This window comes from Bradyrhizobium japonicum USDA 6 (assembly GCF_000284375.1).
Classification (GTDB): domain Bacteria; phylum Pseudomonadota; class Alphaproteobacteria; order Rhizobiales; family Xanthobacteraceae; genus Bradyrhizobium; species Bradyrhizobium japonicum.
Genome location: NC_017249.1, coordinates 1,441,414 through 1,461,168, shown reverse-complemented (window position 1 = coordinate 1,461,168; position 19,755 = coordinate 1,441,414). Strand labels below are relative to the sequence as shown.

The 19,755-nt window shown below is 64.8% G+C and carries 19 protein-coding genes; 7 read left to right on the top strand and 12 right to left on the bottom strand.

Annotation, left to right across the window (positions count from 1 at the left end):
• Positions 1-7: 7 nt before the first annotated feature.
• The 3 genes from BJ6T_RS06735 to BJ6T_RS06725 form a co-directional block, all read right to left on the bottom strand.
• The gene (locus BJ6T_RS06735; RefSeq protein ID WP_014491550.1) at positions 8-715 is read right to left on the bottom strand and encodes a hypothetical protein; all 708 of its coding nucleotides are present in this window, start codon (positions 713-715) and stop codon (positions 8-10) included.
• A gap of 131 nt (positions 716-846) precedes the next feature.
• Positions 847-1,095 carry a hypothetical protein gene (locus BJ6T_RS06730; protein ID WP_014491549.1) on the bottom strand — a complete coding sequence of 83 codons (249 nt, stop codon included), beginning with the start codon at positions 1,093-1,095 and terminating at the stop codon, positions 847-849.
• Positions 1,096-1,257: 162 nt separating this feature from the next.
• Positions 1,258-2,223, bottom strand: coding sequence for an NAD(P)H-dependent flavin oxidoreductase (locus BJ6T_RS06725; RefSeq protein ID WP_014491548.1), 966 nt, complete (start codon positions 2,221-2,223; stop codon positions 1,258-1,260).
• A gap of 108 nt (positions 2,224-2,331) precedes the next feature.
• Here BJ6T_RS06725 and BJ6T_RS06720 point away from each other — a divergent pair, with 108 nt between their 5' ends.
• On the top strand, positions 2,332-3,894 hold the full coding sequence (locus BJ6T_RS06720; RefSeq protein WP_014491547.1) for an AMP-binding protein: 1,563 nt from the start codon (positions 2,332-2,334) through the stop codon (positions 3,892-3,894).
• A gap of 422 nt (positions 3,895-4,316) precedes the next feature.
• Here the strand turns inward: BJ6T_RS06720 and BJ6T_RS06715 are convergent, their stop codons facing one another.
• From BJ6T_RS06715 to BJ6T_RS06685, 7 genes are all read right to left on the bottom strand, one after another.
• Positions 4,317-5,090 (bottom strand): thioesterase family protein, encoded by a 774-nt coding sequence (locus tag BJ6T_RS06715; protein ID WP_014491546.1) that lies wholly within the window; start codon positions 5,088-5,090, stop codon positions 4,317-4,319.
• Between the two features lie 173 nt (positions 5,091-5,263).
• Complete coding sequence (locus tag BJ6T_RS06710; RefSeq protein WP_014491545.1) at positions 5,264-6,232, bottom strand: NAD(P)H-dependent flavin oxidoreductase; 969 nt, start codon at positions 6,230-6,232, stop codon at positions 5,264-5,266.
• A gap of 265 nt (positions 6,233-6,497) precedes the next feature.
• The gene (locus BJ6T_RS06705) at positions 6,498-7,898 is read right to left on the bottom strand and encodes an aspartate ammonia-lyase (protein WP_014491544.1); all 1,401 of its coding nucleotides are present in this window, start codon (positions 7,896-7,898) and stop codon (positions 6,498-6,500) included.
• A 27-nt stretch (positions 7,899-7,925) separates the two neighbouring features.
• Positions 7,926-8,465 carry a hypothetical protein gene (locus tag BJ6T_RS06700; protein WP_028170125.1) on the bottom strand — a complete coding sequence of 180 codons (540 nt, stop codon included), beginning with the start codon at positions 8,463-8,465 and terminating at the stop codon, positions 7,926-7,928.
• Between the two features lie 122 nt (positions 8,466-8,587).
• On the bottom strand, positions 8,588-9,190 hold the full coding sequence (locus BJ6T_RS06695) for a YqaA family protein (protein WP_014491542.1): 603 nt from the start codon (positions 9,188-9,190) through the stop codon (positions 8,588-8,590).
• A 133-nt stretch (positions 9,191-9,323) separates the two neighbouring features.
• Positions 9,324-9,728 carry a phosphoribosyl-ATP diphosphatase gene (hisE, locus tag BJ6T_RS06690; protein WP_014491541.1) on the bottom strand — a complete coding sequence of 135 codons (405 nt, stop codon included), beginning with the start codon at positions 9,726-9,728 and terminating at the stop codon, positions 9,324-9,326.
• A 148-nt stretch (positions 9,729-9,876) separates the two neighbouring features.
• Positions 9,877-10,254, bottom strand: a complete 378-nt coding sequence (locus tag BJ6T_RS06685; RefSeq protein WP_014491540.1) for a hypothetical protein — start codon at positions 10,252-10,254, stop codon at positions 9,877-9,879.
• A 225-nt stretch (positions 10,255-10,479) separates the two neighbouring features.
• On the opposite strand from BJ6T_RS06685, the gene BJ6T_RS06680 reads away from it, so the two are divergent.
• From BJ6T_RS06680 to BJ6T_RS06655, 6 genes are all read left to right on the top strand, one after another.
• Positions 10,480-11,529, top strand: a complete 1,050-nt coding sequence (locus tag BJ6T_RS06680) for an ABC transporter substrate-binding protein (RefSeq protein WP_014491539.1) — start codon at positions 10,480-10,482, stop codon at positions 11,527-11,529.
• 91 nt (positions 11,530-11,620) lie between these two features.
• Positions 11,621-13,417: a glucan ABC transporter ATP-binding protein/ permease gene (locus BJ6T_RS06675; RefSeq protein WP_014491538.1), complete on the top strand. Its 1,797-nt coding sequence runs from the start codon at positions 11,621-11,623 to the stop codon at positions 13,415-13,417.
• 176 nt (positions 13,418-13,593) lie between these two features.
• Complete coding sequence (locus BJ6T_RS06670; protein WP_014491537.1) at positions 13,594-15,066, top strand: D-alanyl-D-alanine carboxypeptidase family protein; 1,473 nt, start codon at positions 13,594-13,596, stop codon at positions 15,064-15,066.
• Positions 15,067-15,257: 191 nt separating this feature from the next.
• The gene (locus tag BJ6T_RS06665) at positions 15,258-16,943 is read left to right on the top strand and encodes a long-chain fatty acid--CoA ligase (RefSeq protein ID WP_014491536.1); all 1,686 of its coding nucleotides are present in this window, start codon (positions 15,258-15,260) and stop codon (positions 16,941-16,943) included.
• A gap of 14 nt (positions 16,944-16,957) precedes the next feature.
• Positions 16,958-17,512, top strand: coding sequence for a DUF924 family protein (locus BJ6T_RS06660; RefSeq protein WP_028170127.1), 555 nt, complete (start codon positions 16,958-16,960; stop codon positions 17,510-17,512).
• A 96-nt stretch (positions 17,513-17,608) separates the two neighbouring features.
• Entirely contained in the window at positions 17,609-18,094 is a 486-nt protein-coding gene (locus tag BJ6T_RS06655; protein WP_007597501.1) for a peroxiredoxin, read from the top strand.
• 213 nt (positions 18,095-18,307) lie between these two features.
• On the opposite strand, the gene rnhA is transcribed toward BJ6T_RS06655, so the two are convergent.
• Together rnhA and BJ6T_RS06645 are read right to left on the bottom strand one after the other, a co-directional pair.
• Positions 18,308-18,772 (bottom strand): ribonuclease HI, encoded by a 465-nt coding sequence (rnhA, locus tag BJ6T_RS06650; RefSeq protein WP_014491534.1) that lies wholly within the window; start codon positions 18,770-18,772, stop codon positions 18,308-18,310.
• Positions 18,769-19,752, bottom strand: coding sequence for a homoserine kinase (locus BJ6T_RS06645; RefSeq protein ID WP_014491533.1), 984 nt, complete (start codon positions 19,750-19,752; stop codon positions 18,769-18,771). The genes rnhA and BJ6T_RS06645 overlap by 4 nt, the downstream gene beginning before the upstream one ends.
• Positions 19,753-19,755: the final 3 nt, after the last annotated feature.

Genomic DNA, 19,755 nt, shown 5'->3' with positions numbered 1-19,755 from the left:
TTGCGCGTCAGATCTGCTGCGCGACCTTCTCCAGCCCGATGATGCGGGCGAGCTTGCGCACTTCTTCTTTCTGGTCGTCGCGCAGTTGGAACAGCAGCGGCATTGCGGCCGATTTCAATTGCTGGACCTCGTCGCAATTCGGATCGATCGGCACGCCCGGCGCGTTCGGATTGGAGAGCTTGTTTGCCGAGATCTTGCGGACGACGTTGCGCAACGCGGTCTCGACCGATGGCCAGTAATATTCCTGCGACGACGACAGCTTCAGGCGATCCCTGATGCCCGCGATCTGGGCCTCGGACAGCAGCGAATAGGATTTCTGCGGCGGCGGCTTGGCGACGACCTTCGGCTTGGCCGGGACTTCGACGGCAGGAAGCTCTGCGGCGGCCGGCGCATCATGCGCGCTTGCCTTGGGCATCGGGAAGTCGGACGGCGTGGCGGCGGCGAAGGCCTGGCGCAGCGGCTCGGTCAGCGCCGGGGTCTGCGAAAGCCTGTCGGCGGGCACCTGCACCGGCTCGATCGCGGCCGAAGCCAGCGCCAGCGTCGGAACCAGACGGTCGGCCTTGGCGGCGCGGTTGGTCGCGAGCGGCTTCGGCGGGGCCTGCGTGATCATCTCGGCGCTGACGCTGGGCACGCTGTCACGGCCGAGGATGGCAGTGGTTGCCGCGCCGAGGACGAGGAAACAGGTCAGCACGACGATGGTGATGGCTTTCGACAAACGTCTCTCCGCGCCCGGCGTCAAGTCCACGTGATCAGTGCCCGGAAACTGGGCGGTAATTAAGGCCGAACGGTGCCATCGTAACGGCAATCGCGCGGACTACAGCGACATGCCCTGAAATTTCAGGGAAATCAGGCAGCTAGCGCGAGGTCGTAGGCATCCTGGATGTCGGCGACGATCTCGGAAGCCTCCCAGACCGCGCGCGGCTCGACCGATTGCAGGGTCACCGTCCAGTTGCCGCCCCGGCGGGTGCGGGGGACGCTGACGATGTCGAAGCGCACGTTGCGGCACAGCGGATGACGGGCCAGGGCATGGGCCACGCGGACCCGGATCTCGTCCAGCGTCGCGGCTGTCTTGCTATTGAGAAAATCGAAGTCCATCGCCTGTCCCTCTCGGTCCTGATTGGCGGCCGTGAGGGGATTCTTGGCGGGCGTTGGTTAATCTGCCGTTAAGTACGGGGCCGCGGAGGCGCGCTCGATTAACTGTGATCGGAAGCGACGGCCCCTCCCTCTCCCGCAAACGCGCGAGGGGAAGGATGCCGCCTACCGCCCGCCCGCATCGCGATATTCGGCGAGGGTCCGCGCCACGAGATCGTCGACCGCCATCACGTCGGTCACGCCCGATGTCGCGTGTCCTCCGCTCCAGATATCGCGCCAGCGTTTCGGGCGGTTTTCGCGCGCGTCGACGTCAATGTCCTTGCCGATGTCAATCGCGCCACGCGCCGGCAGATCGTCGGGTTCAAGGCCCGCAGCCACGATCGACGGCTTCAGCATGCTGGTCTGCAACCCCGTGAACGCGGTGGTAAGCAGGATGTCGTCGGCGTTGCTGTCGACCAGCATCTCCTTGTGGCGCTCGTCCGCCATGCTCTCGCGCGTCGCGATGAATTTCGTGCCCATATAGCCGAGATCGCAGCCGAGGACTCCAGCCGCATGGAGCGCGCGGCCGTCGCTGATGCCTCCGGCGAGCACGATGACGCCGTCAAAGAACGCGCGCACCGCGCGGACGAACGCGAACGGATTGAGCCAGCCGGTCTGCCCGCCTGCGCCCGCGGTGAGCAGCACGAGCCCGTCGGCGCCGGCTTCCGCCGCGCGCTGGGCGTGGCGGATCGAGGCCACGTCTACCAACACCAGCGCGCCGGCATCGTGCAGCGGCTTCAACACCGGCGCGGGCGACCCAACAGAGGTGATGACGATCTCCGGCTTGTGTCGCAGCAGCACGGCGAGATCCTGCTCCAGCCGCGCGTTGGAGCGATGCACGATCAGGTTCGGGCAAAGCGGCGCGGCCTTGCGACCTGTGTGATCTTCGTGTTGCCGCAGTCGCGCTTCGATCTCTGCGAACCACGCCTCGAGCTGTTCCGTGCTGCGGCAATTCACGGTGGGGAAGCTGCCGATCACGCCATTGCGACAGGCCGCGACCATGAGCTCGAAGCCCGACACCAGAAACATCGGCGCTGCAATCAGAGGCAAAGCGAGACGATCACGGAAGTGTTGCAGTCGATCGGATGCCACTCACGCCTCCTTGCGCGGGCTTTGTCGTTCCATCCCGCCTTCCCTGTGCTAGCGTTGCGCGCAAACATTGGCACGTCAAAAGCCGATGACAAAGCAACGGGGAAACATATGTCCGATCCGCTCCACGCATCGTCCCCGACTTGCGCGCAGACGCTGCGGGCACTGTCGCGCTATCCCGGCCGCACCGCTTTCGCCTGGCCCGGTGGATCGCTGAGCTATCAGGGCACCATCGACCTGATCGGACGCATCCAGGCGGTGTTCATGCGGCTTGGCTTGCAGCCCGGCGCGCGCGTCGCCTTCCTCACTGCGAACCGTGCCGACACCTGGTGCGCCGGCGTCGCCGCGCAACTATCCAGGCTCTGCGTCACCTGGCTGCATCCGCTGGGATCGCGGGCAGACCAGCTCTTCCAGCTCGAGGATTCCGAGGCCGAGATGCTGGTGGTCGATGCCGCCACCTTCCGCGATCGCGGCGGCGAGCTTGCCGCGAGTGCGAGCCGGCTCAAGGCTGTCTTCACCATGGGAGCCGCCGACTATGGCGTCGACCTGTTGCAGGCGATCGAGATCGAAGGCCACGCCAGCGCGCATTGCTTCGCCGGCCCCGACGATCTCGCCACGCTGAATTACACCGGCGGCACGACCGGCAAATCCAAGGGCGCGCTGCGCTATCACCGCGAGAACGCCGGTGGTGCTGCCGCGATCCTCGCCGACTTCGAGATCCCGGACATCCCGCACTATCTCGCGGTCGCCCCGATCAGCCATGTCGCCGGCACGAAAGTGGTGCCGACCCTGATGCGCGGGGGCACCGTGCATATGCTGAAAGGCTTCGATCCCGAGGCGGTGCTGGCGACGATCTCGCGCGAGCGCATCAATTTCACGCTGTTCGTGCCGACCATGATCTATGTGCTGCTCGATCATCCCGCCTTGAGCAGGACCGATCTGTCCTCACTGGAGCTCGTGCTCTACGGCGCTTCCGCGATGTCACCGAGCCGGCTGGTCGAGGGCATCGACCGCATTGGGCCGGTGTTCTCGCAGCTTTACGGGCAGACCGAATGCTATCCGATTTCGGTGCTGCGAAAGGCGGATCATGATCCCAGGACGCCGGAGCTGTTCCTGTCCTGCGGCTTCCCGATCTCGACCTGCGAGGTCGGGATCCTCGACGACAACGACCAGGAAGTGAAGACGGGCGAAGCCGGCGAGATCTGCGTGCGCGCGCCGCATGTCATGGCCGAATACTGGAAGCGGCCCGACATCACCGCCGAGACGCTGAAGAATGGCTGGGTCCACACCGGCGACGTCGCGCGCAAGGACGAGCGCGGCTACATGTTCATCCTCGACCGCAAGAAGGACATGATCGTCTCCGGCGGCTTCAACATTTTTCCGCGCGAGGTCGAGGACGTGCTGTCGCAGCATGCGGATGTTGCGATGGTCGCGGTTGTGGGCATTCCCGACGAGAAATGGGGCGAAGCCGTCACCGCCATCGTCGTGCCGCGCGAGGGGGCAAAGCCTGATCCGGACGAGCTGATCAATCTGGTGAAGACGCGAAAAGGCTCGGCACATGCACCGAAGCAGATCCGGTTCGTCAAGCAGCTGCCGATGACCGGCGTCGGCAAGGTCGACAAGAAGGTGCTGCGCGCAGGCTTCTGGAGCGGACGGGACCGGATGGTGGGGTAGTCATCCCGATCTGCAACTTGTGGCAGGCAGCACCGCACGGATTCCCGCGGCCGGACCCCGGGGTTCTACGGGGCGCTGTGACCCGCGAACAACAGCTCGGAAGGGACTTTTCAGGCACGCCCTCCGCGCAATTGCAGGCGAATCAACGAATCAACTAGACCGCTGACGGGGCTGGGAAGCGGAGTATCAAATGAGAGTCGCTTCCTTGGAAAGTGCGTTGGCCGCGATCACCTTGATCACGGCTATCATCGTCCTGCTGTGGGAGATCAAGATCGTCTACGGCAGCTGAACTGGCAGGACGCTGGCGTCGAACAGAGACCTCCGGACAAGAAGAGGTTCGCGACCAGGGCATCCCTTCCGCGGCGGCGGAAGTCTGCCGTTCCATCGGCTCAAAGGAGCGCTCACGGCGCTTGCCGTCACGCTTACCGCTTTTCGATCACCAGACTCTGCACCGCGCGGCCGAAATAGCCGTGACGATCCGCGAGCCGCGACATCGCGAGGCCGGCGCCGTCGGGGCCGATCCAGGATTCACCGTCGAGCAAGATCCACTCGCCGACCGGCTGGCGCGACAGGTTCACGGTGAGGTCGGCATTGATGTAGGTCCAGGCGCGGAAGTCGAGCGTCGAGGCGGTGCCGTTGGAAAAGTCGGCGGCGACCACGGCGCGCATCGCCTGCGAGACCGCTTCGCCTTCGACCAGCGGATGGTCGAGGCGAAACCAGATCGCGCCGGCCACGGCCTGGCCGAAGCGGCCGCGCGCGGCGCGCATCGAGACCATGCCTGCGAACGGACTGGTCGCGCCATGGCCGTCCTCGACCAGCGAGTCCTCGGGCGACGGCAGCGTGACCGGCAACTCCTTGACGTCGTCCGGCAACGGCTGCGATTGCCGCTTGATCTTGAGCACGGTGGCACCGACGACCTGAACACCGTCGGCGAACAACTTGATCTCGCAGAGCTGGATCTTGCGCCCCTCGCGCAAAACCTCGCTCTCGATCGTGAGCGGCGCCACCGGCACCGGGCGCATCAAGTCGATGGTGACGCGCGCAACATTCATCGGCACCGGCGTCGGAATGCGTTCGGCCGCCCACGTCACCAGCGCAGACGGCGCCGAGCCGTGCTGCATGCGCCGGTCCCACGGGCCCGCGGCATTGGGGCTGGTGTCGACGTTGTTGCAGTCGACGCGAAAGATGGCGGTCATGTTTGCACGATATCTCGGCTGGCGTTCCCCGGACGCAGCGCAGCGCGTAAGCGGTGCAGAGCCGGGGTCGATGTGCTGCAGCGATGGGTCCCGGCTCTGCGCGGCAGCCATAGCGCGTCGAAGACGCGCGTGAACGCGCTTTTGGCACGCTGCAGCGCGTCCGGGACTAGCGGTTAGAGCGGCGGATCGATCGCTTCGTCATATTCCTTCTTGAAGCGCGCGATCAGATCGGCAGCGGGGATGATGCCGTCGACGCTGCCGATGCCTTGGCCCGAACCCCAGATCTCCTTCCAGGCCTTCGGCTTGGCGCGCTCGCCGGAGGCATCCGTGCCGAAGTTCATCTTGGACGGATCGGACGTCGGGAGGTTTTCCGGATCCATGCCGGCCGCGAGGATCGAAGGCTTCAGATAGTTGCCGTGCACGCCGGTGAAGAGGTTGGAGTAGACGATGTCGTCGGCCGTCGAGCCCGCGATCATTTCCTTGTATTTCTCGACCGCGTTGGCTTCCTTGGTCGCAATGAACGCCGAGCCGATATAGGCGAAGTCTGCGCCGAGGATGCGCGCGGCGCGGATCGCCTTGCCGTTGCCGATCGCGCCCGACAGCGCGATCGGGCCGTCGAACCATTTTCGCGTTTCTGCAACGAAGGCCAGCGGCGAGATCGTTCCGGCATGGCCGCCGGCGCCCGCCGCAACCAGGATCAGGCCATCGGCGCCCTTCTCGATCGCCTTGTGGGCGAACTTCTGGTTGATCACGTCGTGGAAGACGATGCCGCCCCAGCCGTGGACCGCTTGATTGAGCTCCTCGCGCGCGCCAAGCGACGAGATGATCATCGGCACCTTGTACTTGGCGCAGAGCTGCATGTCGTGATCGAGCCGGTTGTTCGACTTGTGCACGATCTGGTTCACCGCGAACGGCGCCGACGGCTTGTCGGGATGGGCGCGGTCATAGGCCGCGAGCTCTTCGGTGATCCGCGCCAACCATTCGTCGAGCAGCTCCGGCGGCCGCGCGTTCAGCGACGGAAACGAGCCGACCACACCGGCCTTGCACTGCGCGATCACGAGATCGGGCACCGAGATGATGAAGAGCGGCGAACCGATCACGGGGATCGACAGGCGTCCCTTGAACAAGGCGGGCATGGACATAGGCGAAACGATCCTTTGGTGGCGAGCAAACCGAAAGCTGGAGGCCATACCAACAAGGCAATCTTTCCACTGTCAAGTATTGCGTTTTGACGCCGTGGCGGATGCCGTTACCGCAATTCCAACATGCGGAATTCCTACCTTTCCGTCTTCTCCGTCATTGCGAGCGCAGCGAAGCAATCCAGACGGTCTCCGCGGAACCAATCTGGATTGCTTCGTCGCAAGCGCTCCTCGCAATGACGAGGCGAGAGCTGCGGATAGCAAACAGCTACCCAATCAGATCCGGATTGATCAGCCGCTCGAACGAGAACATCTCGTCCCATTTCTCCTGCGTCAGCAGCTTGCGCTCGACCACCACGATCTGGTGCAGCGACTTGCCGCTCTTGTAACCCTCGCGCGCGATCTCGGCGCATTGCTTGTAGCCGAGCAGCGGCTTCAGCACCGTGACGATGCCGAGCGAGTTCAGCACCATGTTGCGGGTGTGCTCCTCGTTGGCGGTGATGCCGACGACGCAGTTCTCACGCAGGCTGTTGACCGCGCGCTCCATGGTACGGATCGAGAAGAACAGCGCGAACGAGATCACCGGCTCCATCACGTTGAGCTGAAGCTGGCCTGCGGAAGCGGCGAGCGTCACCGTGGTGTCGAGGCCGATGACGAGGAAGCTGGTCTGGTTGACGACCTCGGGGATGACAGGATTGACCTTGCCCGGCATGATCGACGAGCCCGGCTGGAGCTGCGGCAGGTTGATCTCGTTGAAGCCGGCGCGCGGGCCCGAGGCCAGCAGGCGGATGTCGTTGCAGATTTTCGTCAGCTTGCTCGCCGTGCGCTTGAGCACCCCGGAGAGCTGCACATAGGCGCCGGTGTCCGAGGTCGCCTCGACGAGATCGCCGGCGAGGATGAAGTCGACGCCGGTCAGCGCACTCAGATGCCGGACCGCAAGTTTTGGATAGCCTACAGCCGCGGTGACGGAGGTGCCGATCGCGGTGGCGCCGAGATTGATCTCGCGCAGCAGCGCGCGCGCCTCGGAGATGCGGTCGACCTCCTCGCCGATCGTGGTGCCCCAGCCGCGGAATTCGGCGCCAAGCGACATCGGCACGGCGTCCTGAAGATGCGTGCGCCCCATCTTCAGCACGCGCTCGAACTCGCGGCCCTTGGTGAAGAAGGCCTCCTGGAGCTGGCGCAGCGCCGTCATGTAGCTCTCGAGCCGCAGGATCAGCGCCAGCCGGAACGCGGTCGGATAGGTGTCGTTGGTCGACTGGCCGTAATTGACATGGTCGTTCGGGCTGACATGCTGGTAGTCGCCCTTGCTGAAGCCGAGCGATTCCAGCGCGAGATTGGCGATCACCTCGTTGGCGTTCATGTTGGTGGAGGTGCCGGCGCCGCCCTGGATGAAGTCGGTAACGAACTGATCCATCATGTCGCCGGCGATGACGCGGTCGCAGCCCTGGATGATCGCATCCGCAACTTTCGCATCGACCGCGCCGAGGTCGCGGTTGGCCATCGCGGCAGCCTTCTTGACGTAACCGAGCGCCTTCACGAAGTAAGGCTCCTGGTTCATCGGAATGCCGGTGATGTGGAAGTTCTCCTTCCCGCGGATGGTCTGGACACCGTAATAGATGTCGTCGGCGATCTCCCGCTGTCCGAGGAAGTCCTGCTCCGTACGGCTCATGGGCGCTCCTTTGCTGGCGCTACGTCCTCAGTTCTGGCACAGCGCGCTGGTGACGAAGGTATCGGTGCGGCAGTCATCCGGTTTGCGTTGCCGGCCCGGGATCAGAACCTTGGCCGAGCATTTTTCCGCGGAATCGGCGTTCAGGCTCTTGCCTTCCTTGTAGCCCTTGCTCTGGCAGAGCTGGTCGGCGGCTTGCTTGCAGTCGGGCGCGCCATTCGACGAGGCGGGGCAAGCCATGCGCCCCGACACCATCGCCGACGGCGTCGCCAGCCGCGACAGATCGTTCATGGTCTCGCTCGGGCTTTTGATCGGCGGCAGGATCGAGGGCAGCTTGTCGAACAGCTTGCCCATTTCGTTGATCAGCCCAGGATTTTCCTCGCGCGCCGGCGGCGATGAAGGTGCTGATGTCGAGGGCAGCGGCGCGGTCTGCGGTCCCTGCTCCTGCAAGCCGAGCGCCGGCGGCGCGGATTGCGGCCAGCCGGTGCCGCCGGCACCGAGCAGGAGCGAAAGCACTGCAAATATCAGCGTCCCCGGTCGGAGGACCGGATTGCCGGATCGAACCATCATGACGGCAACCGTAGCTGAACCCGGCGCAGCGGCAAAGCGCGGGGTTATCGAGCGAACATGATCTTTGCGGAGAACCGCTTCACACGTCGCGCTGACGCGGCCCTTCGGATCCGGATCATTCTCTAGATCAGCTTGACCGCGACGACGAAGCCGAGCACCAGCACTATGGCGCCGATCGTCACCCAGAGCCCGAGATGCTTCTCGATCCTGACGCGGATCCAGTCGCCATAGCGGTTGAGCAGGATCGCGACGATGAAGAAACGGCCGCCGCGCGCGATGATCGAGCACAGGATGAACAGGACGATATTGTAGCCGGCAAAGCCCGAGGTGATAGTGACGAGCTTGTAGGGGATCGGCGTCAGGCCCTTGAGCAGGATGATCACCGCGCCCCACTCGGCATAGGAGGCGCGGAAGGCATCGACCTTGTCGCCGAGGCCATAGACCTGAATCAGCCAGTGGCCGACCGAGTCGAACAGCAGCGCGCCGATGGCGTAGCCGAGCAGGCCGCCGAGCACCGAGGTGACGGTGCAGATCGCGGCATAGACCCAGGCGCGCTGCGGGCGCGCCAGCGACATCGGGACCAGCATCACATCCGGCGGGACCGGAAAGAAGGAGCTTTCTGCGAAAGCCACGGCTCCCATGATCCAGAGCGCGTAGGGCTTGTGGGCGGCGTCGATGCACCAGTCGTAGATACGTTTCAGCATGGCGCCGCGATGAAGCACCATGGGACGGATTTGTCCATCGCGAGTTTTGTGACGATTGGGCCTGATCCGGAACAGTGTGTCGCGGTTTTCCGAAAGATCACGCGCAAACAACAACCTAAAGCGCGATGACGCTTTGCGCCGGTTTCACCGCGTTTTAGTGGCGCTTGCGCGAGACGCGCCCTTCCAGCGCGACAATTGGCCGCCTGGCGGCAACGCGCGGTGACGCCACTTTGGGCAGCTTCACCGGTGACTTCGGCAGCTTCTCGGCAATGCCGAGCATGTCTTCCCGCCGCGCCATCTCGCGCCAGACGTCCTCCGGGCGCACGCCGGCCGAGGCCCAGAGCACCGTGAGATTGTAGAGCAGGTCGGCGCTTTCCCGGATCACGGCCTCGCTATCGCCATTGACCGCGTCGATGACGACCTCAATGGCTTCTTCGGCCAGTTTCTTCGCCATTTTGGACGGCCCACGCTGAAACAGCCGGGCGGTACGCGATGTTGCCGGATCAAGATCCTTGGCCGCGAGCACAGCCAGATATAGCCGCTCAAGCGAATCACTCATGGTCCTCAAAACTACCCTAAACCAATGGCGAGCGCGTTAACGCGCAGGGTTAAAAGCGAAAAACGGGCCGCCGCGGCAAGCGCGACGGCCCGTTGTGGTCAAGACTTGGTAGCCGGGGACTTGGTAGCCAAGAACTTGGTAGCCAAGGCTAGTAGCAGTTCTGCATGTAGCCCTGGCCACAGAGCTCCGACGGAGCCGAGCCGCCATAGCGCTGATATTGGTAGTTCGGGCCTGGGCCGTAGTAAGGACCGTAGGCGGGGCCACTGTAATAGGCAGGGCCGCCGTAATAGCCATAACCCGGACCCGGACCGTAATCATAAGCGTAGGCGTCACGGGTCGCAGCGATCGCAAGGCCGGTGCCGATGATGCCGGCAAAGGCCGCGGCAGCCGCAGCACCGCCGCCACCGCCATGCCAGTGGCGGCCGCCTGCGTATGAGGCGGTCGGGGCGACCGCGGTCAGCGCCAGCACCGCGGCGGTGGCAAAGACGGCCTTGCGGCCGGCAAATCTCGAAAATCGGTCAAACATGTCCTGGACCCTCCTTGGGACCTCGAATGGTGCCTGACGACAGGCTCATGCCGTTCAAACACCGCAGCCCATGTTGGGTTCCCCAACCCCAACAGAAGCTGAACGGGGTTGCGTGATCATGACGCAACCCCCGCTCATCCGCCGTTCATGTTGGCGCGCGCAGGCTCGTCGCCGGCCGGCGCTGCGAGCGTCACGAAACCACAACAATGCGGACCGGCGCGACTGATGTTTGCATTCAAGACGATCGCCCTTCGCGGCCTGCTGGCCATTGCAATCCCGCTTGCCGCGCTGACTGCACACGACGTCAGCGCGGCCGAGACTGCTGCGCCGTCCACTGCCATCCACTTCACATTCGATCGTCCCGTCGATGCGAGCATGGCGCCGTTCTTCCTCGCCGCGAAGGACGGCAATTTCGGCGCCGAGCGTCTCAACGTGTCCTTCAAGAGCGCAACCGGATCGCCGGAGGCGCTTGCGCGCGTCGCCAAGGGCGGCAGCGAGCTCGCGCTCGTCGACATCAACGAGCTGATCCGCTTTCGCGACAAGGACGATGCCGCGCCGGTCAAAGCCGTGTTCATGTTGTTCAATCGCGCGCCTTACGCGATCGTCGCGCGCAGGAGCCGCGGCATTCACTTGCTGTCCGACCTCGACGGCAAGACTGTCGGCGTCGCCGACGGTGATCTGTCGATGCGGCTGTGGCCGGCGCTGGCGCAGCAGAACGGCATCAACGTGTCACAGGTGAAATTCCACAAGATTAGCGCCGCGGTCCGCGAGCCGCTCCTTTCCGCGGGCCAGGTCGATGCGGTCGCCGGCTTCAGCTATCTGTCGGCGGTGAACCTGCGCGACCGCGGCGTGCCCGGTGGCGATCTCGTGGTACTCCGCTATGCCGACTATGGCTGCGAGGCCTACGGCTTCGCCGTGGTGGCCAACCCCGCTTTCGCCGCCACGAAGCCCGACGCCGTGAAGGGATTCGTCCGCGCATTGATCGCCGGCGTCAACGCGACCATCAAAGAGCCGGCCCGTGCGGCGGACGAAGCCGCGAGCCGGATCGACGACGGCGACCGCGACCTCGAGCGGGAACGCTTGCGCAGCGTGCTCATCGACAACATCCTGACCGACGAGGTCAAGCGCAACGGTCTCGGCGGCATCGACCCGGCGCGCCTGGACCGCTCGATCGACCAGATCGCGCAGGATTTCAAATTCCGCAAGCGGCCGGCGGCGGGCGATATCTTCGACGACCGGTTCCTGCCGCCGGTCGCAGGACGGTTGATCAACTGAGCAAAACCCGCAGCTTCCGCTGTATCTAACCGGCGATCCCTGATTAGAATGCGGGCTCACACCGTCTCGTCCGCCCGAGTTCGTCCACCGCATGTCCATCCTCCGCCTCTACACCCGCGTTCTCGAACTGCTCGGCAAGGAGGCGCGGCTGGGCTGGTTGCTGGCGTTTGCCAATCTCCTGCTTGCGGCCTCGCAGTTCGCGGAACCCGTGCTGTTCGGCCGGATCGTCGACGTGCTCTCCGGCAAGACGGTCGCCGGATCGAACTCGGCCTGGCCGTTCCTGCTGGCCTGGGTGGCGTTCGGGCTGTTCACCATCGGCTGCAGCGCGCTCGTGGCCTTGCAGGCCGACCGGCTCTCGCACCGCCAGCGCCAGGCGGTGCTGACCGACTATTTCGAGCATATTCTGCAACTGCCGCTGACCTTCCACTCAGGCACCCATTCGGGCCGGCTGATGAAGGTGATGCTCAACGGCACCGACGCGCTGTGGCGGTTGTGGCTCGGCTTCTTCCGCGAGCACTTTGCCGCAATCCTGTCGGTCGTGGTGCTGCTGCCGCTGTCGCTCTACCTCAACTGGCGGCTCGCGATCCTGCTGTTCGTGCTCTGCATCGTCTTCACCGTGCTGACCACCTTCGTCGTACGCAAGACCTTCGGCATGCAGATGGCGGTCGAGGAGCGATATAGCGAGCTCTCCGCGCGAGCCTCCGACGCGCTCGGCAATGTCGCCCTGGTGCAGAGTTTTGTCCGTGTCGAATCCGAAGTGAAGGGACTGCGCTCCGTCGCCGACGAGCTGCTCGCCGCGCAGATGCCGGTGCTGTCGTGGTGGGCGCTCGTCACCGTCATCACCCGCGCCTCCACCACCATCACGGTGCTCGCGATCTTCTCGCTCGGTATCGCCCTGCACGACCAGGGGCTCACCTCGGTCGGCGAGATCGTGATGTTCGTGAGCTTCGCGACGATGCTGATCCAGAAGCTCGAACAGGTCGTGAGCTTCATCAACAACGTGTTCATGGAAGCCCCGCGCCTGCGCGAATTCTTCAACGTGCTCGACGCGGTGCCCGCGGTGCACGACCGCCCTGACGCGATCGATGCGGGGCGGCTCTCCGGCCTCGTCGAATTCAACGACGTCACCTTCTCCTATGACGGCAAGCGGCCGGCAATCGAGGACCTCTCCTTCACCGCGCTGCCCGGCCAGACCATCGCGCTGGTCGGCCCGACCGGCGCCGGCAAGTCGACCGCGATCGCGCTGTTGCATCGCGCCTTCGATCCGCAGTCCGGTTTCATCAGGATCGACGGCATGGACGTGCGCGGCGTGACGCTGACGTCGCTGCGGCGAAACATCGGCGTCGTGTTCCAGGAAGCGCTGCTGTTCAACCGCTCGATCGAGGACAATCTGCGCGTCGGCAAACCGGATGCGACCGAAGCCGAGATGCGCAAGGCCGCCGAGCGCGCGCAGGCGCTCGAATTCATCGAGCGCAGCGGTGGCTTCGAGACCAATGCCGGCGAGCGCGGCCGCATGCTCTCCGGCGGCGAGCGGCAGCGGCTGTCGATCGCCCGCGCGCTGCTGAAGGATCCGCCGATTCTGATCCTGGACGAGGCCACCAGCGCGCTCGACGCCGTCACCGAGGCCAAGGTGAACGCCGCTCTCGACGAAGTGATGAAGGGACGCACCACGTTCGTGATCGCCCACCGTCTCTCCACCATCCGCAATGCCACGCGGATCCTGGTGTTCGAGAACGGCCGCGTGATCGAAAGCGGAACTTTCGATGAACTCGTGGCCAAAGGGGGCCATTTTGCCGAACTCGCCAGGGCCCAGTTCATGGTTCAGGAAAATGCACGGGCCAGCGTGACGGCCGCTGAGGCTGCAGCGACTGCGGTCAAGTCCCCATAGCATCGTCGAAATTCGGCCTATTTCATCGCGGAATACCCGGCCGAAACCCCTATTCTCGACGCACGAGCCGGTATAGGTTTGCGACGCCGCAAGCGGCGGCGCCGGACTTCAGAACCGACCATCAGATCACGAGAGCCGACCGGAACCGGCGGGTCTCCAAGGACCGGAATCGGATAGTGCACGCCCTTCGCCCGCTGCTTCGCAAGTCCCTGTTCAACCTGTTCGCCGCGGCCCTCGCATCCGCCGCGCTGCTTGCGCCGCGCGCGGCGGGCGCCGAAGCACTGCTGCTGATCGAAGCCGACAGCGGCAAGGTGCTGCAGGCGGAGAACGCGACCATTCCCTGGTATCCGGCCTCCGTCACCAAGATCATGACCGCCTATGTGACGCTGAAGGCGGTGAAGGACGGCCGGCTCACGCTCGACACGCTGCTCACGGTGTCGCCGACGGCGGCTTCGCAATCGCCGTCGAAGATGGGGTTCCGTCCGGGAACGCAGCTCACCGTCGACAACGCGCTGAAGATGATGATGGTGAAGTCGGCGAACGACATGGCCGTGGTGCTCGCCGAAGGCGTCGGCGGCTCGATCGACGGCTTCTCGGCGATGATGAACGATACCGCGCGGAAGCTCGGCATGACGCAGACGAGCTACGTCAATCCGAACGGCCTGCCCGCCGACGGCCAGATCACGTCCGCGCGCGACCTCGGCATTCTCGCGCGCTCGTTCCTGCGCGACCTGCCGGAATACGAATACTTCGTGCACATCCCGGCAATCCGCTTCGGCAAGCGCGTCACCGGCAATTTCAACAAGCTGATCGGCCGCTACCCCGGCGCCGACGGTTTCAAGACCGGCTTCATCTGCGCCTCCGGCTACAATCTCGTGGCGTCGGCCACGCGCAACGGCCGCCGGCTGATCGCCGTCGTGCTCGGCGCCAACTCCGGCACCGCGCGTGCAGTGAAAGCGGCGCAGCTGCTCGAGCGCGGCTTCAGCCAGGATAATCTCACCTGGCTCCGCCCCTCGCTCGGCACCGTCGACAGGCTGGTGCCGGTCGACGCCTCGCCGCCGAACCTGCGCGAGGACATGTGCGGCGGTCATCGCAAGCGGCCGGCCAGCGACGATGACGACGCACTGATCGCCGCCAATGGCGGCACGTCCGGATCGGCCTCTGCGACCGGCGGCGAAGCCCAGGTCACCTTCTTCACCGCGGGCCTTCAGCCGCCCCTGATGAAGGCCTCCGAGCTGATGGCCTCCGCCCCCGCTGCGGCCGAGCCCGTGCTGGTCTATACCGGCCCGACCCGCACCGGCACCGCCCTGATCGCGGCGGTCGCGGCCGATGCCGACCAGCAGGCCACGCCAAAGCCGCGTGGCAAGAAGTCGCGCGTCGCCAGGAAGCCTGACGCAGCCGACAAGCCAGCAGCCGACAAGCCGAAGGATGCCAAGACGGCGGCGGCAAAGCCGGATGTCGCCAAGCCTGACGCCAAGAGCGATACCAAGTCCGCGGCGAAGCCGGCCGGGACCAAGCATGCCGCGGCCAAGCACGATGCGGCGGCGAAATCCGCCGAGAAGCCAGCGGCAAGCGGCGATCAGGCGGCCAAGCCCGCCAAGCCCAAGGCCGCGACCAAGCCCGCCGCCAAGCCGGCCAACAACAGTTAACGGCACCCCTCGCAAGCCGCGCCCGCGCTTCGCACCTGCGGCAGAGTGGCTTGCGACAATTCCAGTAGCCACTCCCGGACCTTTGTCCTAAGCCTCGACCGGCTTGCCACCCGTTCCGGCAGGCTCGATACTGGCCGCAATGAGGCAAGCCCGAGACACAACGGGCTCTGGTAAATTGAGGGGAGTTTTCCATGGAGCGCATCTGGCTCAAGCAATATCCGCCCGGCGTGCCTGCTGATATCGAGCCGACCCAATACGCATCGCTGGTCGACCTGCTGGAGGAGAGCTTCGTCAAGTTCGCCGACCGCAAGGCATTCATCTGCATGGACAAGGCGATCAGCTATCGCGACCTCGACCAGATGTCGCTGGCGCTCGCCGCCTATTTGCAGGGCCGCGGCCTGCAACGCGGCGCTCGCGTCGCGATCATGATGCCGAACGTGCTGCAATATCCGGTCGCGACAGCTGCCGTGCTGCGCGCCGGTTTCGCGGTGGTCAACGTCAACCCGCTCTACACGCCGCGCGAGCTCGAGCATCAACTCAAGGATTCCGGCGCCGAAGCCATCATCGTGCTGGAGAATTTCGCCCACACGGTGGAGCAGGTGATCGCGAGGACGCAAGTCAAGCATGTCATCGTCGGCAGCATGGGCGACCTGCTCGGCTTCAAGGGCGTGATCGTCAACCTCGTCGTCCGCCGCGTCAAGAAGATGGTGCCGGCCTGGTCGCTGCCGGGCGCGGTGTCGTTCAACGACGCGGTATCGGCCGGCCGCGGCCTGACGTTCAACAAGCCGAAGCTGTCGCCGGGCGACGTCGCCTTCCTGCAATATACCGGCGGCACCACCGGCGTCTCCAAGGGTGCTACCCTGCTCCACCGCAACATCGTCGCCAACGTCCTGCAGAACGACGCCTGGCTCCAGCCGGCACTCGCCGCGCCGCCGCATGTCGATCAGCTCATGATCGTCTGCGCGCTGCCGCTCTATCACATCTTCGCGCTGACGGCCTGCTACCTGCTCGCGGTGCGCGCCGGCGGCTGCAATCTGCTGATCCCCAATCCGCGCGACATCGCGGGCTTCGTCAAGGAGCTGGCGAAGTACCAGGTCAACAGCTTCCCGGCCGTGAACACGCTCTACAACGGGTTGATGCACCATCCCGACTTCAAGAAGCTCGACTTCTCCAAGCTGAAGATCTCGAACGGCGGCGGCATGGCGGTGCAGCGCCCGGTCGCCGAGCAGTGGAAAGCGGTGACCGGCTGCTTCATCGCCGAAGGCTACGGCCTGTCGGAGACATCGCCGACGCTGACCTGCAATCCCGCGACCACGACCGAGTTCTCGGGATCGATCGGCATCCCCGTGCCTTCGACCTGGATCTCGATCCGCGACGACGACGGCAACGAAGTCCCGCTCGGCCAGCCCGGCGAGATCTGCGCCAAGGGCCCGCAGGTGATGTCGGGCTACTGGAACAGGCCGGAAGAGACCGCCAAGGTGATGACCGCCGACGGCTATTTCCGCACCGGCGACATCGGCGTGATGGACGAGAAGGGCTACACCAAGATCGTCGACCGCAAGAAGGACATGATCCTGGTCTCGGGCTTCAACGTCTATCCGAACGAGATCGAGGAAGTGATCGCGAGCAATCCGGGCGTGCTCGAATGCGCCGTGATCGGCATCCCCGATTCCAAGTCGGGCGAGGCGGTGAAGGCGTTCGTGGTGAAGAAGGATCCCAACCTCACTGCGGAGGCCGTGATCAAGTTCTGCCAGGAGCAGCTCACCGGCTACAAGGTGCCGAAGCACATCGAATTCCGCACCGACCTGCCGAAGACCAATGTCGGCAAGATCCTGCGCCGGCAGCTCCGCGACGAGAAGAAGGCAGAGGCGGCGTAGGCCATTCATTGCTGATGTCAGAGACCTGCGACGTGACGCCATCAGGCATTCTCGCCTTCTGGCGCGAGGCCGGCCGCGATGCCTGGTACAAGCGCGACGACGCTTTCGATGCTGAGATCCGGCGCCGCTTTCTTCCGCTATGGAAGCGGGCGACCGCCGGCGAGCTGGCCTCCTGGGAAGAGAGCGACGAGGGCGCGCTCGCGCTCGTCATCGCGCTCGACCAGTTTCCCCGCAACATGTTTCGCGGCACGCCGGAAGCCTTTGCCAGCGACGCGCCGGCGCGCGACGTCGCCCGCCGCGCAATCGATCGTGGCGTCGATCGCAGGATCGATCCCATCCTGCTCGAATTCCTCTATTTGCCCTTCATGCATTCCGAGCACCTGCCCGACCAGTTGCATTGCGTCGCGCTGTTTCAGAACACCGACAATGCCGAGAACCTGAAATACGCGCGGGAGCACGCCGACATCATCCAGCGGTTCGGCCGTTTTCCCCACCGCAACCGCCTGCTCGACCGCGCCACCACCGAGGAAGAACAGGCCTTCCTCGACGGCGGCGGTTTTGCCGGCTGATGACATAACGGTGAAGGACCGCGCCCCTCGCCGCCCATGTTGTGCAGCGCCGCCGCACGGTCTAAAAAGCGGGACCGATTTTCAGGGAGACTGACGATGGCGATCCAGACTGGCGACAAGCTGCCCGAGGCGAAATTCCGCGTGATGACGGCCGAAGGTCCGCAGGTGAAGACCACCGACGACATCTTCAAGGGCAAGAAAGTGGCGCTGTTCGCAGTGCCCGGCGCCTACACCGGCACCTGCCACAAGATGCATCTGCCGAGCATCTTCCTCAACGCCTATGCCATGAAGGACAAGGGCGTCGACACCATCGCCATCGTCTCCGTCAACGACGCTTTCGTCATGAACGCCTGGAAGCGCGATACCGACCAGCGCGACGAGGCCATCTTCCTCGCCGACGGCAATGCCGACTTCGCCAAGGCGATCGGCATGGAGCTGGACGCCTCCGGCAATGGCCTCGGCATCCGCTCCAAGCGCTATTCGATGCTGGTCGAGGACGGCGTGGTCAAGAAGCTGAACCTCGAAGCGATGCCCGGCAAGGTCGAGGTCTCCGGTGGCGATACGCTGCTGGGGCAGCTGTAAGGCGGCCAACGCCCTCAACCACAAATGACACTGTCATGCCCCGCCTAGTGCGCAATTGCGCACGGGGGGGCATCCAGTACGCCGAAGCTTCTCGGCTCAATCACAAGCGTCTCTGGAATACTGGATCGCCCGGTCAAGCCGGGCGATGACAGTTGGGAATGTGGCGACGATGACGGCTAGGGATGTAGCGGCGTCCGCGAAGACGTCGACGCCCTACTCCCCCACCCGCTGCTGCAACCGCGCCTTCACGATCCCGTCCCGCGCGAGTTGATCCGCGCGCTCGTTCTCGGGATGGCCGGCGTGGCCCTTGACCCAGTGCCAGCGGACCTCGTGCTGCTTCAGCGCCGCATCGAGGCGCTGCCATAGCTCGACATTCTTCACCGGCTTCTTGTCGGCAGTGCGCCAGCCGTTGCGCTTCCAGCCGTGGATCCAGCCGGTGATGCCCTGCCGCACATACTGGCTGTCGGTATAGAGATCGACGGTGCACGGCTTCTTCAGCGCTTCGAGCGCGGAGATCGCGGCCATCAACTCCATCTGGTTGTTGGTGGTGTGGCGTTCGCCGCCGTTCAGCTCTTTTTCCTTGTCGCCGAACTTCAGGATCGCGCCCCAGCCGCCGGGCCCGGGATTTCCCGAGCAGGCGCCGTCGGTATAGATCGTGACGATGGGAAGCTCGCTCACGCGACCAGTCCTGACGGCATCAGCCCGTAGTCGCGCGCGCTGGAAACGCTTTGGTGGAAGCGCAGCTTGCGAAAATACTCCAGCGGATCCTTGGGCTTGACCAGCGCACCCGCGGGCACGTTGAGCCAGTCGACCAGCCGCGTCAGCAGGAAGCGGATCGCGGCGCCGCGCGCGAGCAGCGGCAGCGCGGCTTCTTCCGCCTCGGAGAGTTTTCGCACACGGCCATAGGCATTGAGGAAGGCGCGCGCCTTGGTGACGTTGAACGAATGGTCCGGCTCGAAACACCAGGCATTCAGGCAGATCGCGACGTCATAGGCCAGCATGTCGTTGCAGGCGAAGGTGAAGTCGATGATGCCGGAGAGCTTGTCACCGAGGAAGAAGACGTTGTCGTTGAAGAGATCGGCGTGGATCACGCCTTCAGGCAGATCCGTCGGCCAGACTCCGCCCGAGAGATAGTCGAGCTCGGCGGCGAGAAACGCATGCAGGTCCGGCTGCACCTCATCGGCGCGGCTTGCCGCCGCGTCGAACAGCGGCCGCCAGCCGGAGACCGACAGCGCATTGCCACGCTTGATCGCAAAATTGGCGCCCGCCAGATGCATCCTGGCCAGTCCCTCGCCGACGCCGGCGCAATGGGCCACGTTCGGCTTGCGCGGCCAGACGCCTTCGAGAAAGGTGATGATCGCGGCCGGCCGGCCCGACAGCTCGCGCAGCGCCTCGCCGTCCCCGCCCTTCACCGGCAGCGGGCAGGTGACGCCGTGTTCGGCGAGATGCGTCATCAGCGCGAGGAAGAACGGCAGGTCGTTCTTCGCCACGCGCTTCTCATAGAGCGTGAGGATGAACGAGCCTTTGCTGGTGTGCAGCAGGAAGTTGGTGTTTTCGACGCCCTCGGCGATGCCCTTGTAGGAGAGCAATTCGCCGAGATCGTATTGCTTCAGGAAATCCGCAAGCTCGTCGGCGGCAACGTCGGTGTAGACCGCCATAAA

Excerpts from the sequence above, each read along its gene's own strand:
- BJ6T_RS06730 (WP_014491549.1), bottom strand. The coding sequence starts at position 1,095 with ATGGACTTCGATTTTCTCAATAGCAAGACAGCCGCGACGCTGGACGAG.
- BJ6T_RS06720 (WP_014491547.1), top strand. The coding sequence starts at position 2,332 with ATGTCCGATCCGCTCCACGCATCGTCCCCGACTTGCGCGCAGACGCTG.
- BJ6T_RS06715 (WP_014491546.1), bottom strand. The coding sequence starts at position 5,090 with ATGACCGCCATCTTTCGCGTCGACTGCAACAACGTCGACACCAGCCCC.
- BJ6T_RS06710 (WP_014491545.1), bottom strand. The coding sequence starts at position 6,232 with ATGTCCATGCCCGCCTTGTTCAAGGGACGCCTGTCGATCCCCGTGATC.
- BJ6T_RS06705 (WP_014491544.1), bottom strand. The coding sequence starts at position 7,898 with ATGAGCCGTACGGAGCAGGACTTCCTCGGACAGCGGGAGATCGCCGAC.
- BJ6T_RS06700 (WP_028170125.1), bottom strand. The coding sequence starts at position 8,465 with ATGATGGTTCGATCCGGCAATCCGGTCCTCCGACCGGGGACGCTGATA.
- BJ6T_RS06695 (WP_014491542.1), bottom strand. The coding sequence starts at position 9,190 with ATGGTGCTTCATCGCGGCGCCATGCTGAAACGTATCTACGACTGGTGC.
- hisE (WP_014491541.1), bottom strand. The coding sequence starts at position 9,728 with ATGAGTGATTCGCTTGAGCGGCTATATCTGGCTGTGCTCGCGGCCAAG.
- BJ6T_RS06685 (WP_014491540.1), bottom strand. The coding sequence starts at position 10,254 with ATGTTTGACCGATTTTCGAGATTTGCCGGCCGCAAGGCCGTCTTTGCC.
- BJ6T_RS06680 (WP_014491539.1), top strand. The coding sequence starts at position 10,480 with ATGTTTGCATTCAAGACGATCGCCCTTCGCGGCCTGCTGGCCATTGCA.
- BJ6T_RS06675 (WP_014491538.1), top strand. The coding sequence starts at position 11,621 with ATGTCCATCCTCCGCCTCTACACCCGCGTTCTCGAACTGCTCGGCAAG.
- BJ6T_RS06665 (WP_014491536.1), top strand. The coding sequence starts at position 15,258 with ATGGAGCGCATCTGGCTCAAGCAATATCCGCCCGGCGTGCCTGCTGAT.
- BJ6T_RS06660 (WP_028170127.1), top strand. The coding sequence starts at position 16,958 with ATGTCAGAGACCTGCGACGTGACGCCATCAGGCATTCTCGCCTTCTGG.
- BJ6T_RS06655 (WP_007597501.1), top strand. The coding sequence starts at position 17,609 with ATGGCGATCCAGACTGGCGACAAGCTGCCCGAGGCGAAATTCCGCGTG.
- BJ6T_RS06645 (WP_014491533.1), bottom strand. The coding sequence starts at position 19,752 with ATGGCGGTCTACACCGACGTTGCCGCCGACGAGCTTGCGGATTTCCTG.